Raw genomic sequence first — 12,958 nt, forward strand, 5'->3', positions numbered from 1 at the left:
CGGTCCTGGATGCTCTGTTGGGGCGACACAGGGTGTCTGAGCGCGGTAGGTGCGAGTTACTGTGGCGAGCCCGGCAGAGTATGCAGGCACCGGTGATATTACAAGTGGCAGAGTTGCTACGCTTTTGGAACTTTAATATGGAATACGACTTTATTTATGATCGTCACACTGGCCAGTTCAGCATCCGGCTGGCAGCGGAGCATGAAGTGTTAGGTCGCTTTTTGCTGGACGAATTTGGCCAGCAGGCCGGAGCCTATCTGCCGCTATTGCAGCAGCTTAGTGAATTAAAACCCAGTCAGAGCATGCAATATCAGGGTAAGGAATTCTTGCTGGAGATAGAAAACGGTGAAGTGACCTTAAACCACAACACGCTGTTTTCCGAAACTACTGAGCAGTTGACTGCACAGCAACAGCAAACGCTGGCTGACGATGACTTACAGCTGGACCAGCAAGGCATGACCAGCCAGTGCGGGCTGGAAGATTTACAGAAACTGCTACGGGAATGGCAGCAGTTTCTGGCGGATTAAGCTGGTTTTACCTGCAAAGGTAACAGTACAGTAAAGTGAGTTCCTGCACCCGGCGTGCTACTTACTTTAACGCTACCTCCCAGTTTCTGGGTAATAAGGTTGAACACGATATGTAAGCCCAAACCGGTACCGCCCTGATGGCGGTTAGTGGTGAAAAAAGGGTCAAATATCCGCTCAATATTTTCATTGCTGATGCCGGCACCATCGTCGGTAAAGACGATTTCAATCTGATCGCCCAGTTGGCGGCAAGTAATAGTAATTTCGCCACTACTGCGATCTTTAAAGCCATGCAGAACAGCGTTCTGAGTAAAATTGGTTATAATCTGGCCAATCGTGCCCGGATAGCTGTCCATCACAATGTTATCGGGACAGTTAACCGTTAAACTTATTTTACGGTTGCGCCACATCAATCTTAAACTGTCGAGCAATTCGTCTAAGTACTTTGCAAGATTAAATTGACGCTGGTTGTCAGCAGTCAGGTCGACCGACACTTGTTTAAAGTTGGCTACTAACTGCGCGGCCCGCTGTAAATTATTGTCCAGCAACAGGCCAGCTTGTACTAATTTGCTCAGATAGTTATCCAGTTCCTGACGACGAATATTGCCGCTGGCCAGTTTTTGTTGCAATAGCTGGCTTTCCTCTTTAACCACACTGTTGGCCGTTAACGCTATACCCAAAGGAGTATTTACTTCGTGCGCCACCCCGGCAACCAGCTGGCCCAGTGCCGCCATTTTTTCGGTTCTGACCAGCTCCTTTACCGTCGACTCCAGTTGCACCAGTGCCTGCTCGGTTCTGCTTTTTGACTCTTGCAATGCTCTGGTTCGTTCATTTAATGCCTCGGTACGTTGTTCGACTAACCAGGCCATTTCTTCCTGCTGTTTACGCAGATGTTTCAGTCGGAATAAATGTATGCCCAGCATCACGGTAAGCAACAAGCTAATCAGCGAAATCCTCGCCAGCCAGGTTTCCCACCACAACGGTAGTACCTTCACATTGAGGGAGGTTTCGTCGCTCCAGCCCGACTGGTCGAGCCCCGCACGTAACCGGAACTGGTAGTCGCCGGGTGGCAAGCGCTCAAAGTTGGCGCTACGCCCGGTAGCATCGCGGCTGATCCAGTCAGCTGAAACGGGATCTAGCCGGTACTGAAACTGCACCTGCGCAGTTTCAATAAATTCCCGGGTTGAATAGTTAACACTGAAACTACGGCTGCCACTGGCAGGAATAGTTAATTTAGCATCTGCCACAGCAGCCTTTTTGCCGTTAACCTCAATAGTCATAATAGCCGGTGTCGCGATAGGGCCGGCGGAATAAGCCAGCACCTGCTGCGGCTGAAACAAGGTAAAACCATCCATACCACCAAAAATGATAGTGTCGTTGGCCATGACATTAGCAGAGGCATTAATATAGTCCCGCCTGAGCGTGCCGTGCTGATAGCCAAAGTTACGAAAGCGGGTTGTTTCAGGATTAAACACCGAGATACCAAAAGCACTGCTTAACCAGATATTGCCTGCCTGATCAAGTTCCGCTGATTTAAGCTGGCCACTGGCTAATCCTGCGGCTTCAGCAAATTGTTTAAAATGAATGTCAGCAGGGACTATGCTTGGGCCTGGCATGATTAATTCAAATAAGCCGGTACCATTGGTTGCCAGCCAATGGCGGTTATCTGCAGTGATAACATAAGCCATTGGTGCTGAGGGCAGAGTCTGCGCCGGGGCTGTGCTATGGGTTGCCAGTTTATGTTCGAATATCAAGCTGCCATCCGTTGCATCAAACCAGGACAATCCGCTGTAAGAGCCAACCAGCACGTGTTGCGGGCCTACAGGCTTAATAAAAGTAATGGCACGACTAAAAGGATATTGAGCACGAATACTGCCGGTTGCTTCGTCCAGAACTATAAGACCAAATTGATCAATCGCCAGCCAGAGATGGTTATCAGATGCCCAAAGCCGGCGCACCGGGCCTGGAGGTACTGACGGTGGTAGCTTAATTTGCCGGTAACTGTCATTTGCCGAATTAACAGCAACGATCCCCTGGCCGTGCCCGAACCATATTTCATCAGCCCGCTGCAACGAGCAATAGAATGTTAAGCCAATACTGCTGGTATCGGTCAGCTTGAAGTTTTCGTTGGCTAAATCCAGAGTAAACAGACCATCGGCAGTGCCGACCCATACCTTATTATCACTGCTTGCCAGACTGATGGTTGCCGGGTTTCTGGCCAGATCCATTAAGGTTAGTTCATGACTGATGCTGACAAACAGGTTGTTTGCCTGATTAAGGCGGGATACCCCTCCGTTCCATGTGCCAACCCAGATGCTGCCGTCCCTGTCCTGCAGCAGTGAAGCCACTTTACCACTACCCAGGCTGGCCGGATTATTTCGCTGGTGGTGGTATGACACCAGTTGCTGCCAGCGTCCGTCTTGCAGCACTAAGCGGTTTAACCCATGCTGGGTACCAATCCAGATATGGCCGTTGCTGTCCATGGTGATGCTACGAATTTCCTTACTGGTTAAGCCATTGTTGTAGCTGGCGATTTGAATCTGAGTCCAGCTTTCAGATCCAGGTTCCCGCATCAGCAAGCCTTCACGTTCCAGGCCTAGCCATAGCCTGTCTGCTTTATCATGGTATATAGCCATTACTGAGGCGTCGGCATATGGAAAGTTATGGTCCGGGATGTATTGCCGGTTTTTCTGGTCAAAACGCATCAAGCCGCGTGGCGTGCCGAGCCAAAGGTTGCCGCGGCTATCGGCCGATAAAGCGGTAATATTCAGCTCAAGGTTATCCTGCCATTGAACTTGCTGCGTGGCATTTTGCCATAATGCCAGGCCCTGATTGGTGCCAATCCATAGTTGCTGTTGTCTGTCCAGATGCAGTGCCAGTACCAGAGGCACTGTACTGTTATCTTTTTGTCTCAGATTGATATTTTTAAAAGTGCCTGCAACCGGATCGAAATGAGTCAGACCATTCAGAGTACCGACCCAAAGCATGCCCTGTTTATCAACCAATAATGAAGTAACAAAGTTATCACTGAGTGATTGGCTGAGTTGTTCCTCTGGTCGGAATGCCTCAATAGAAAAACCATCGTAACGATTCAAACCATTCTGGGTGCCAATCCAGATATTGCCGGCATGATCCTGTGCCAGAGACGTTACTGTGGCTTGCGACAAACCCTGTTCAATATCGATTCTGGCAAATCGCGAGGCTGTCGCAACCTCAACTACTGGTGATGAATAAAGTGGCAGTGACAGCACAGCCAGCAAAAAAAGTGTGAGTGCGCTACATAGTCGGAAGACCAAGTACATAATTAAACCTTGGATGCTGAGGTATCGAATAACGTTTTTATCTAATACTAAGCATAGTAGTAAATGTAATGGCTGCAATAGTACAGCAGCAGCAATTTATGCTGCACAGTCAACGGGAAATGCTGCCCCATTGTGGGGCATTGCAACAATCAAAAAACAGGATGAATAACTTAACTTCATGTAATTAAGAATAAAAATAAAAGTGGCACAAGGTTTTCTTGTATTTGTTGCAATCGCAGAAGATTAGTAAATAAGGAAAACCATCATGAAGCTTGTTTGTGCCATCATCAAGCCGTTTAAACTGGACGATGTTCGCGAAGCTATTGCTGACATTGGGGTAGAAGGTTTAACGGTTACCGAAGTAAAAGGCTTTGGCCGTCAGAAAGGGCATACCGAATTGTATCGCGGTGCCGAATATCAGGTCGATTTCCTGCCCAAAGTAAAACTGGAAATTGCCGTGCTGGACGATCAGGTTGATCGCTTGCTGGAAGCTATTCAACAAGCGGCTCATACCGGCCGGATTGGCGATGGTAAGATTTTTGTTTACGAGCTGGAACGTGCGGTACGGATCCGTACCGGCGAAGCCGACGCTGAAGCGATATAAGGAGCCCTGTCATGCAAGAACAAATTTATCACTTACAATATGCCATGGACACCTTCTACTTCCTGATTTGCGGAGTACTGGTAATGTGGATGGCTGCTGGCTTTTCGATGCTGGAAGCCGGTTTGGTACGTTCAAAAAACACCACAGAAATTCTGACAAAAAACGTCGCGCTGTATTCAATAGCCTGCATTATGTATCTGGTGTGCGGTTATGCATTTATGTATGGCGGTGATTTTTTCCTCAGTGGCATTAATGCGGTCGATGTAGACGCCACCCTGAACAGCTTCGCCGAGCGTGAAGACGGTTTCACCGGTGGTGCAGTTTACTCTGGCGCATCTGACTTCTTCTTTCAGGTTGTGTTTGTTGCTACTGCGATGTCGATTGTCTCCGGCGCAGTTGCAGAGCGAATGAAACTGTGGGCCTTCCTGGCGTTTGCTGTAGTTATGACTGGTTTTATCTATCCGGTTCATGGCTCATGGACCTGGGGCGCAGAGGGCATGTTTGGGATTAATCTGGATGACCAATTTGGATTCTCAGACTTTGCTGGTTCAGGCATCGTGCACATGGCCGGAGCGGCAGCGGCATTGGCTGGTGTTTTATTACTGGGTGCAAGGAAAGGCAAGTACAGCAAAGATGGCAAAATTAATGCTATTCCCGGTGCTAATATGCCATTAGCGACCCTGGGTACTCTGGTGCTGTGGATGGGATGGTTTGGTTTTAACGGCGGCTCTGTCCTCAAACTGGGCGATATCAGTAATGCCAATGCGGTAGCCGTAGTGTTCCTTAATACTAACGCTGCCGCCGCTGCAGGTGCAGTCGCTGCGTTAATCCTGTCAGTGGTACTGTTCCGTAAAGCGGATTTAACCATGGCGTTAAACGGTGCCCTGGCTGGCTTAGTTGCCATAACCGCTGAGCCTTCTACTCCAACACCATTACAGGCCACGTTATTTGGTGCTATAGGTGGTTTGCTGGTAGTAGCGTCGATTATCGGTTTGGATAAACTGAAAATTGATGATCCGGTAGGTGCCATTTCTGTGCATGGTGTAGTTGGTTTATTCGGTCTGCTATTAGTGCCACTGACAAAAGAAGGAAGCACCTTTGTTGGCCAGCTGATTGGCGCTGCAGCGATATTCTTCTGGGTATTTATTACCAGTCTGGTGGTGTGGTATCTGTTGAAACTTGTGATGGGTATCCGGGTTAGCGAACAAGCTGAGTATGAAGGCGTGGATGCCTCAGAGTGTGGTATTGAAGCCTACCCTGAGTTTGTCTCGTCGGTAAAGTAAGCAGCCTGGGGAGGGCCGGTGGGACTTCCCGGGAGCGGGTTGGCGATGTAATAGCTGTAATAACGGGTAGCGCATCAGCCAGCTGAACCAAAACCACCAATCGACGTCTATCCTTGTCCTTTGTCTTATATCTGACGCCCTGCGGTAATTGCCGCGGGGTTTTTTTATACCCTTTGTCCTGGAAGCTGCAGCTTTGTTGACGTCGTTCGCTCGGCCCCATCGCATAGGATACCGTGCTCATGGGCTCTCACTCGCTTGTCGCCTCTCTGCACCGTCAATTACTTTGGGTATATGATTTGTTGGTGACGGGTGACGGGTGACGGGGGATTTTATATGGGCCAGAAAAGCGAAAGGCCGCAAACTTCGCGGCCACTTTCGGTTCTGTTTCAGCTAATCCGTACTGTTACTCATCCTGAGTCAGTCTTCCCTGGCTCCATCCCGGAGTGTCCAACGGCTTCATGCCGGTTCCTGCTATCCTTAACTATTACTACCTTGTAATAGTGCACTCATCCTGAGTGGTCCTGCGGTCATCCCTGTACTTTGCGCTTGTGAAGCTAACAAATTGGCCGTCCTGGCGCTGCTTCCTGCAATATCATCCTGATATTTTCGGCTCATCCCAGAGCGTGTCCTTTAATCTTCCTTGTGCTATCCTAGCTTAGATTTACTTCCTGCAAATCTTACTGACTTCCTGTCAGTTGTCATCCGTTGACGTAGTTATTATGCAACGAAAGACGCTTGCAGGGTTGCCGGTTTTAGAAATAAACCCGCTGTAATAATATTGTAAAATGCTAAACTTTAAAAATAATGCATATAAAACATGACCTTAATTCAAGATCTTTATTTGAGCTCTGCAGAAAATAGCGTTTAAACTTACCTATTTGTGAGATATATCTCACACAGCAATCAGGTTTTTGTCTCCGACTACAACCTCAGAGCAAAAAATTGCTATAGAATTTGTATCAGTAACCGGGATTCAGGGAAGGTAATGGCACGAGAACAACTAGGCATATGCGCTGAGGCTAATTTACATGCCAGCTATTTGCTGTTTAATGCGTTAGAAGGGCAGGAAGCCGCACTGCGACAGAAGCTGGCACGGGTACCGTTGTTGCTGGCCCGTCTGGCTGAACATTTTTCTGAGGCGCAACTAACCGGAGTGGTGGCTGTTGGCGCAAATTACTGGGACAGCCTTTATCCGGGCGCCCGGCCACAAGGGTTACAAGCTTTTCCGTTTACCGGCAACGACAATCTGGCGTTAGCTGAAGTGTGGGCTGATTTATTTATCGTTGTCCGTTCTGATCGGTTGGACGTAAATTATATTGCTTGTCAGCAAATACGTCAGCTATTAAAACCCAATGTCGATTTACTGGAGCAATTACAGGGCTTCCGTTATCTTGATGGTCGTGATTTAACCGGCTTTATCGACTCGCCACAAAACCCAAAAGGTAGCCGCAAGCGCCAACTGGCCCTGGTTGATCAAATGAGCCAGCCAGTATTTGCTGCTGGCAGTTATCTGCATTTGCAACGCTGGCATTACGATTTGCTACATTGGCAGCAGCTGGATATCAACCAGCAGGAAGAAATAATGGGGATCAACAAAATCGAGGGCTCGCTGCTGCAGGTACCGAGGTTGCACCCAAACAGCCATGCATTAACCAGCCGGTTAGGTGAAGCAGAAAACCTGCCATTGCTGGTGATGCAAAATATGCCGTTTGCTGAACATAACAGTCAGGGCCTGATCAGTATAAGTTATGCCAACGAGCCAGAGAGTTTCAGCCGGCAGTTTGGTTACCAGTTGGGCTACTCACCTGGCGGGCAAATTTGCGTTAGCCAGCCAGCTGAGCAATACGATCTTTTTTTCGACTATTGCCACGCTGATCTCTGTGCCGCTTTTTTTGCTCCCTCCCTAAGCTTTCTGGAGATGGCTTGCCGGCCCGTCACTAGTTAGCCTGTTATACCTTTTCAAACAGCTCAGTCACTTTACCCAGGGTAAAATTGATATTTTTTACGCTGATGGGGGCGATAAAGATGGTGTCATCGCCGGCAATAGTGCCCAGTACCCCTTCAGCCTTACCCACCGAGTCAAGTAAACGGGCAATCAGCTGAGCGGCTCCAGGGCTGGTGCGGATGATAATCATCACATCGTTGTGTTCAATATCCAGTACCAGCTGGCGTAATGGACTTTTGGTGGTAGGCACACCCAGTTCAGGTGGCAGCGTATAGACCATTTCCTGGCGGGCATTGCGGGTACGAACAGCACCGTATTTACTGAGCATACGGGATACTTTTGACTGGCTGACATTGTCAAAACCATCATTTTTCAGAGCGTCGACGATTTCACTTTGTGAGCCGAAACTTTCAGTTTTCAGTAATGCTTTGAATGCCTGAATTAAGGCTTCCTGCTTGGATTGTTTGGTCATGATGGCTTTTTCTTGTTGTTGAACGCCAGCTAATAGTAACAAATTCAGCCAATCAGTACAGTTTGTCAGGTAAACAAGAAGAAAATTCGCTAAAATGCTTAGACTTTAGGCTTAAGCCGTTTGTAATTACCGCGCCAGTTCAGTATTGTTGGCGCGTTTAATCTTACCCTGACATATGGAGAAAATCATGAAAGTAGCCGTATTAGGTGCTGCCGGCGGTATTGGCCAGGCATTGTCGTTATTATTGAAATTAGATTTACCTGCGGGTACTGATCTTGCTTTATACGATCTGGCGCCTGTTACTCCTGGCGTAGCTGTGGATTTAAGCCATATCCCGACGGCAGTATCAGTAACAGGGTTTGGTAAGGAAGATTTAAACAAAGCATTAGCCGGCGCAGACATTGTAATGATTCCAGCGGGTATGCCACGTAAGCCGGGTATGGACCGTTCTGACTTATTTAACATTAATGCCGGTGTGGTAAAAAACCTGGCTGAAGCCATCGTGCAGCAATGCCCGAAAGCATTGGTAGGTATTATTACTAACCCGGTTAATACCACAGTTGCAATTGCCGCTGATGTCTTTAAAAAGGCAGGCACTTACGATGCCCGTCGTTTATTTGGTGTCACTACGTTAGATGTAATCCGTGCTGAAACCTTTGTTGGTGAGTTAAAAGGTAAAAACCCGCAAGATGTAACAGTGCCGGTTATTGGCGGCCACAGCGGTACCACCATTTTACCTCTGCTGTCACAGGTTGCAGGCGTTAGCTTCAGCGATGAGGAAGTTGCATCACTGACTCACCGCATCCAGAATGCGGGTACTGAAGTAGTAGAGGCTAAAGCTGGCGGCGGATCGGCAACGCTATCGATGGGTCAGGCTGCTGCCCGGTTCTGTATCTCTTTAATCAAAGGGTTGCAGGGCGAGTCAGTAACTGAATATGCCTATGTTGAAGGTGACGGCGAGCATGCCCGTTTCTTTGCCCAGCCATTGGTGCTTGGCAAAAATGGCGTAGAGAAGTTACTGCCAATTGGCCCGCTCAGCAGCTACGAGCAAAAAGCGATGAGTGATATGCTGGGCACTTTAAAAGCCGATATCACCCTTGGCGAAGAGTTTGTTAAAAATAACTAAGTGTTATTGATACAGCAAAAAGGCGCATTCAGCGCCTTTTTTATTGATTCCAAAAAATCACAACAATTAATGGCTGCGCGATACGGCCATATCAGCCAGCGCCAGCAAGGCGTCTTTATAAGCTGAAGGGGCTATCGGATCCAGCGCCCTGCGGGCTTTTTCTGCTTCCTGCTCGGCGATGGCCCGGGTGTAATTGAAAGCTTCAGTTTGCTCCATTGCTGCCAGGATTTCGTTCAGGTGTGCCATACCATTACCATCAATAATAGCGCTGCGAATCAGAGCCTGCTGGGCAGCGTTGCCATGTTTAAGCGCATGAATCAGCGGCAAGGTAGGTTTACCTTCAGCCAGATCATCACCGATATTCTTGCCCAGTTCAGCAGCGTCAGCCTGATAATCCAGGACATCGTCAATCAGTTGAAACGCAGTTCCAAGATGCATGCCGTATAGCTTCATACTGTTCACCACAGCTTCAGGTTGCCCGGCAATAATAGCGGCTAATTGAGTGGCGGCTTCAAACAGCTTGGCGGTTTTGCAGTAAATAACCTGCATGTAGTTTTGTTCACTGGTATCAGGGTCGTTGACGTTCATCAGCTGCAGAACTTCGCCCTCAGCAATGACGTTGGTCGCGTCAGCCAGGATTTGCATAATGCGCATATCATCCAGTGATACCATCATCTGGAATGAGCGGCTGTACAGGAAATCACCCACCAGCACGCTGGCCTGGTTGCCAAACACCGCATTAGCAGTTTGTTTACCACGACGCAGCGTCGATTCATCAACGACATCGTCATGCAGCAAGGTAGAGGTATGAATAAACTCTATAATAGCGGCGACGCTCAGGTGCTTATTGCCCTGATAACCGAGCGCTCTGGCGGCCAAAACCGCGAGTAGGGGGCGTAAACGTTTGCCGCCGCTATTTACGATATAGATGCCCAGCTGGTTGATCAGCGCAACGTCTGACGTCAGTTGGGAAAAGATATGTTGGTTTACTGCTGCCATATCAGCGTCGCTGAGCTGGCGTATGTCGTCAAGCGTCATGAAAAAACAACTGCTAAACCCTTAGAATGGCGGCAATTCTACACTATAGAGGCGGCCAGCATAAAGAGAATCTCGATCCTTTTCACAACTCTGTGATCTTTTTTATAATTGTGCTTGCGGCTATTTGGTAAATTGCGTACAATTCGCGCCCTGTGATTTGAATTAAACACGCCCCTGATGCCTCAATAAATAGTGCATAGCGTAGGCGTGGCTTGTACGGAGTTAATTATGTACGCGGTTTTCCAAAGTGGTGGCAAACAACACCGTGTGACGGAAGGTCAAACGCTTCGTCTAGAAAAACTAGACTTAGAAACCGGCGCAACGATTGAATTTACCCCGCTGATGATCGCCAATGGCGAAGAGATCAGTATTGGTGCCCCTTTAGTTGAAGGTGGCAAGGTTGTAGCGGAAGTGGTCAATCATGGCCGTGGCGATAAGCTTAAAATCGTTAAATTCCGTCGTCGTAAACATTCACGTAAACAGATGGGTCACCGTCAGTGGTTTACTGAAGTTAAAATTACCAGCATCAGCGCGTAACAGGAGTATCGACACATGGCAAGTAAAAAAGGTGTAGGTAGCACTCGTAACGGTCGCGATTCAGAGTCTAAGCGCTTAGGTGTTAAGCGTTTTGGTGGTGAGTCGGTATTAGCTGGTAGCATCATTGTACGTCAACGTGGCACCAAGTTCCACGCAGGCAGCAATGTAGGCATCGGTAAAGACCACACTTTATTCGCTTTAACCGAAGGTAAAGTGAAATTTGAAGTGAAAGGCGAGCACAACCGTAAATTCGTTAGTATCGTTAGCGAATAAGCAATATATATTGAAAAAACCCCGCCTGGTGCGGGGTTTTTTTATAAATTTTCTCCCCTCACAATCACATGGGTTATACTTAGCGGCTACGGCATGCGCCTATGTTTTTTACAGTGGATCAGGACACAACACATGAAGTTTGTAGATGAAGCGATAATCCGGGTTGAAGCCGGCGATGGCGGGAACGGCATTATCAGTTTTTTACGCGAAAAATTTATCTCTAAAGGCGGCCCGAATGGTGGCGATGGCGGAGATGGTGGTGACGTGTACCTGGTTGCTGATGAAAACCTCAATACTCTGGTCGATTTCCAGTTTGAAAAATATCATAGTGCAGAACGTGGCCAGAATGGTGGCAGTGTTAACTGTACCGGTAAACGTGGCGTCGATTTAGAACTGCGGGTACCGGTTGGTACCCGTGCTGTCGATATCGACACCGATGAAGTTATTGGCGATTTAACTACTAATGGCCAGAAACTAATGGTGGCTAAAGGCGGCTGGCATGGTTTGGGTAATGCCCGGTTTGCCAGTAGTACTAACCGCGCACCTCGCAAAAAAACCAATGGTACGCCGGGTGAAATCCGCAATTTACGGCTCGAATTGTTGCTGTTGGCGGATGTAGGCCTGCTAGGCTTGCCTAATGCCGGGAAGTCGACTCTTATTCGCTCAGTTTCAGCCGCCAAGCCAAAAGTAGCCGATTATCCATTTACCACGCTGGTGCCTAATCTTGGTGTAGTAAGAGTTGAAGCGCACCGCTCTTTTGTGATTGCCGATATACCCGGGTTGATTGAAGGTGCCGCCGAAGGGGCTGGCCTGGGCATTCAGTTTTTAAAACATCTGGAGCGTTGCCGCTTATTACTGCACGTTATTGACGTACTGCCGGCCGATGGCTCTGATCCGGCTGAAAATGCTAAAACCATTATTCAGGAGCTTCACAAATACAGTAGTAAACTGGCAGCCAAGCCACGCTGGCTGGTATTTAACAAGCTGGATTTAGTGCTGGATGATGAGCTGGAACAAACAATCTCTGAGGTAACTAAGGCCCTCGACTGGCAAGGCCCGGTGTTTAAAATTTCTGCGGCCGGTCGCACTAATACTGAACGGTTAGCTGCAGATATCCTGAGTTATATTGAAGAGTTACCCACTGAGCAGGTTGATACTGAAGTAGCAGATCCGGTTCATTTCAAATGGGATGATTATCATGACGATGCTGCCAGCCAGCTGGTAGACGATCTGGATGATGATGACGACTTTGATGACGACGACTATGATGTCGAAGTAATATATCAGCGCTAGGGTGTAGCATGAAAATTGCGATGATAGCTGCAATGGCGAAAAATCGGGTCATTGGAAAACAAAACCAGATGCCCTGGCATTTACCTGCCGATTTAAAGCATTTCAAAGCGATTACCATAGGCAAGCCGGTATTGATGGGTCGCAAGACTTTTCAGTCTATCGGCCGGCCGTTGCCTGGAAGGCGCAATCTGGTAGTAAGCCGGACAACACCAGATGACAAACAAGGTGCAGAGTGGTTTGGCAGTGTTGAGCAAGCACTCGCTGCAGTTTCCAACATTGCCGAAATTATGATCATTGGTGGTGGTGAGATTTACCGGCAATGCCTGCCACTGGCGGATACCTTATATTTAACTGAAATAGAGCTGGCAGTAGACGGCGATGCTTATTTCCCTGATTACCAGGCAGCTGGCAGCTGGCAGCTGGTGGCTGAACAACGCCATCCGGCCGATACAGTAAATCCCTACTCATGCCGGTTTATTACGTTGCAGCGCAATTAGAAGTTGTGCGGCATTTGCACAGATTGTGACATGTTGCTAAGATGCTGGTTAACGATCCAGCTGA

Annotated in this window: 12 protein-coding genes; 9 read left to right on the forward strand and 3 right to left on the reverse strand. The window is 48.3% G+C overall.

The features are described 5' to 3' along the window. Positions 1 to 92: 92 nt before the first annotated feature. Positions 93 to 527: a YacL family protein gene (locus tag H141_RS0104545; protein WP_240473093.1), complete on the forward strand. Its 435-nt coding sequence runs from the start codon at positions 93 to 95 to the stop codon at positions 525 to 527. On the opposite strand, the gene H141_RS0104550 is transcribed toward H141_RS0104545, so the two are convergent. Then, positions 524 to 3,826 (reverse strand): sensor histidine kinase, encoded by a 3,303-nt coding sequence (locus tag H141_RS0104550; protein ID WP_019675060.1) that lies wholly within the window; start codon positions 3,824 to 3,826, stop codon positions 524 to 526. The two genes, H141_RS0104545 and H141_RS0104550, sit on opposite strands and share 4 nt — an antisense overlap. A 265-nt stretch (positions 3,827 to 4,091) precedes the next feature. Here H141_RS0104550 and glnK point away from each other — a divergent pair, with 265 nt between their 5' ends. The 3 genes from glnK to H141_RS0104570 all read left to right on the forward strand — a co-directional run bounded on the left by glnK (position 4,092) and on the right by H141_RS0104570 (position 7,658). Further along, positions 4,092 to 4,430, forward strand: a complete 339-nt coding sequence (gene glnK, locus H141_RS0104560) for a P-II family nitrogen regulator (protein ID WP_019675062.1) — start codon at positions 4,092 to 4,094, stop codon at positions 4,428 to 4,430. Positions 4,431 to 4,441: 11 nt separating this feature from the next. Continuing rightward, the gene (locus H141_RS0104565) at positions 4,442 to 5,713 is read left to right on the forward strand and encodes an ammonium transporter (protein ID WP_019675063.1); all 1,272 of its coding nucleotides are present in this window, start codon (positions 4,442 to 4,444) and stop codon (positions 5,711 to 5,713) included. A gap of 985 nt (positions 5,714 to 6,698) precedes the next feature. After that, complete coding sequence (locus H141_RS0104570) at positions 6,699 to 7,658, forward strand: Dyp-type peroxidase (protein ID WP_019675064.1); 960 nt, start codon at positions 6,699 to 6,701, stop codon at positions 7,656 to 7,658. A 4-nt stretch (positions 7,659 to 7,662) separates the two neighbouring features. Here H141_RS0104570 and argR read toward each other — a convergent pair whose 3' ends face one another. After that, positions 7,663 to 8,130, reverse strand: coding sequence for a transcriptional regulator ArgR (gene argR, locus H141_RS0104575; protein ID WP_019675065.1), 468 nt, complete (start codon positions 8,128 to 8,130; stop codon positions 7,663 to 7,665). 187 nt (positions 8,131 to 8,317) lie between these two features. Here argR and mdh point away from each other — a divergent pair, with 187 nt between their 5' ends. Then, complete coding sequence (mdh, locus tag H141_RS0104580; protein ID WP_019675066.1) at positions 8,318 to 9,256, forward strand: malate dehydrogenase; 939 nt, start codon at positions 8,318 to 8,320, stop codon at positions 9,254 to 9,256. Between the two features lie 66 nt (positions 9,257 to 9,322). On the opposite strand, the gene ispB is transcribed toward mdh, so the two are convergent. After that, positions 9,323 to 10,294 carry an octaprenyl diphosphate synthase gene (gene ispB, locus H141_RS0104585; RefSeq protein ID WP_019675067.1) on the reverse strand — a complete coding sequence of 324 codons (972 nt, stop codon included), beginning with the start codon at positions 10,292 to 10,294 and terminating at the stop codon, positions 9,323 to 9,325. A gap of 228 nt (positions 10,295 to 10,522) precedes the next feature. Between ispB and rplU the strand changes: the two genes are divergently transcribed. The 4 genes from rplU (at position 10,523) to folA (ending at position 12,894) form a co-directional block, all read left to right on the forward strand. Beyond that, positions 10,523 to 10,831, forward strand: a complete 309-nt coding sequence (gene rplU / locus H141_RS0104590) for a 50S ribosomal protein L21 (protein ID WP_019675068.1) — start codon at positions 10,523 to 10,525, stop codon at positions 10,829 to 10,831. 15 nt (positions 10,832 to 10,846) lie between these two features. Continuing rightward, positions 10,847 to 11,104: a 50S ribosomal protein L27 gene (gene rpmA / locus H141_RS0104595; RefSeq protein ID WP_019675069.1), complete on the forward strand. Its 258-nt coding sequence runs from the start codon at positions 10,847 to 10,849 to the stop codon at positions 11,102 to 11,104. A 132-nt stretch (positions 11,105 to 11,236) separates the two neighbouring features. Next, entirely contained in the window at positions 11,237 to 12,397 is a 1,161-nt protein-coding gene (gene cgtA, locus H141_RS0104600; protein ID WP_019675070.1) for an Obg family GTPase CgtA, read from the forward strand. Positions 12,398 to 12,405: 8 nt separating this feature from the next. Beyond that, on the forward strand, positions 12,406 to 12,894 hold the full coding sequence (gene folA, locus H141_RS0104605; RefSeq protein ID WP_019675071.1) for a type 3 dihydrofolate reductase: 489 nt from the start codon (positions 12,406 to 12,408) through the stop codon (positions 12,892 to 12,894). Positions 12,895 to 12,958 lie beyond the last annotated feature (64 nt).

It is taken from the genome of Arsukibacterium perlucidum DSM 18276 (assembly GCF_000382165.1).
Classification (GTDB): Bacteria; Pseudomonadota; Gammaproteobacteria; order Enterobacterales; family Alteromonadaceae; genus Alishewanella; species Alishewanella perlucidum.

Bases quoted from the DNA above. Each gene is read 5' to 3' on its own strand.
- mdh (WP_019675066.1), top strand. From the start codon at position 8,318: ATGAAAGTAGCCGTATTAGGTGCTGCCGGCGGTATTGGCCAGGCATTG.
- H141_RS0104565 (WP_019675063.1), top strand. From the start codon at position 4,442: ATGCAAGAACAAATTTATCACTTACAATATGCCATGGACACCTTCTAC.
- H141_RS0104550 (WP_019675060.1), bottom strand. From the start codon at position 3,826: ATGTACTTGGTCTTCCGACTATGTAGCGCACTCACACTTTTTTTGCTG.
- rpmA (WP_019675069.1), top strand. From the start codon at position 10,847: ATGGCAAGTAAAAAAGGTGTAGGTAGCACTCGTAACGGTCGCGATTCA.
- argR (WP_019675065.1), bottom strand. From the start codon at position 8,130: ATGACCAAACAATCCAAGCAGGAAGCCTTAATTCAGGCATTCAAAGCA.
- H141_RS0104570 (WP_019675064.1), top strand. From the start codon at position 6,699: ATGGCACGAGAACAACTAGGCATATGCGCTGAGGCTAATTTACATGCC.
- folA (WP_019675071.1), top strand. From the start codon at position 12,406: ATGAAAATTGCGATGATAGCTGCAATGGCGAAAAATCGGGTCATTGGA.
- rplU (WP_019675068.1), top strand. From the start codon at position 10,523: ATGTACGCGGTTTTCCAAAGTGGTGGCAAACAACACCGTGTGACGGAA.
- ispB (WP_019675067.1), bottom strand. From the start codon at position 10,294: ATGACGCTTGACGACATACGCCAGCTCAGCGACGCTGATATGGCAGCA.
- cgtA (WP_019675070.1), top strand. From the start codon at position 11,237: ATGAAGTTTGTAGATGAAGCGATAATCCGGGTTGAAGCCGGCGATGGC.
- glnK (WP_019675062.1), top strand. From the start codon at position 4,092: ATGAAGCTTGTTTGTGCCATCATCAAGCCGTTTAAACTGGACGATGTT.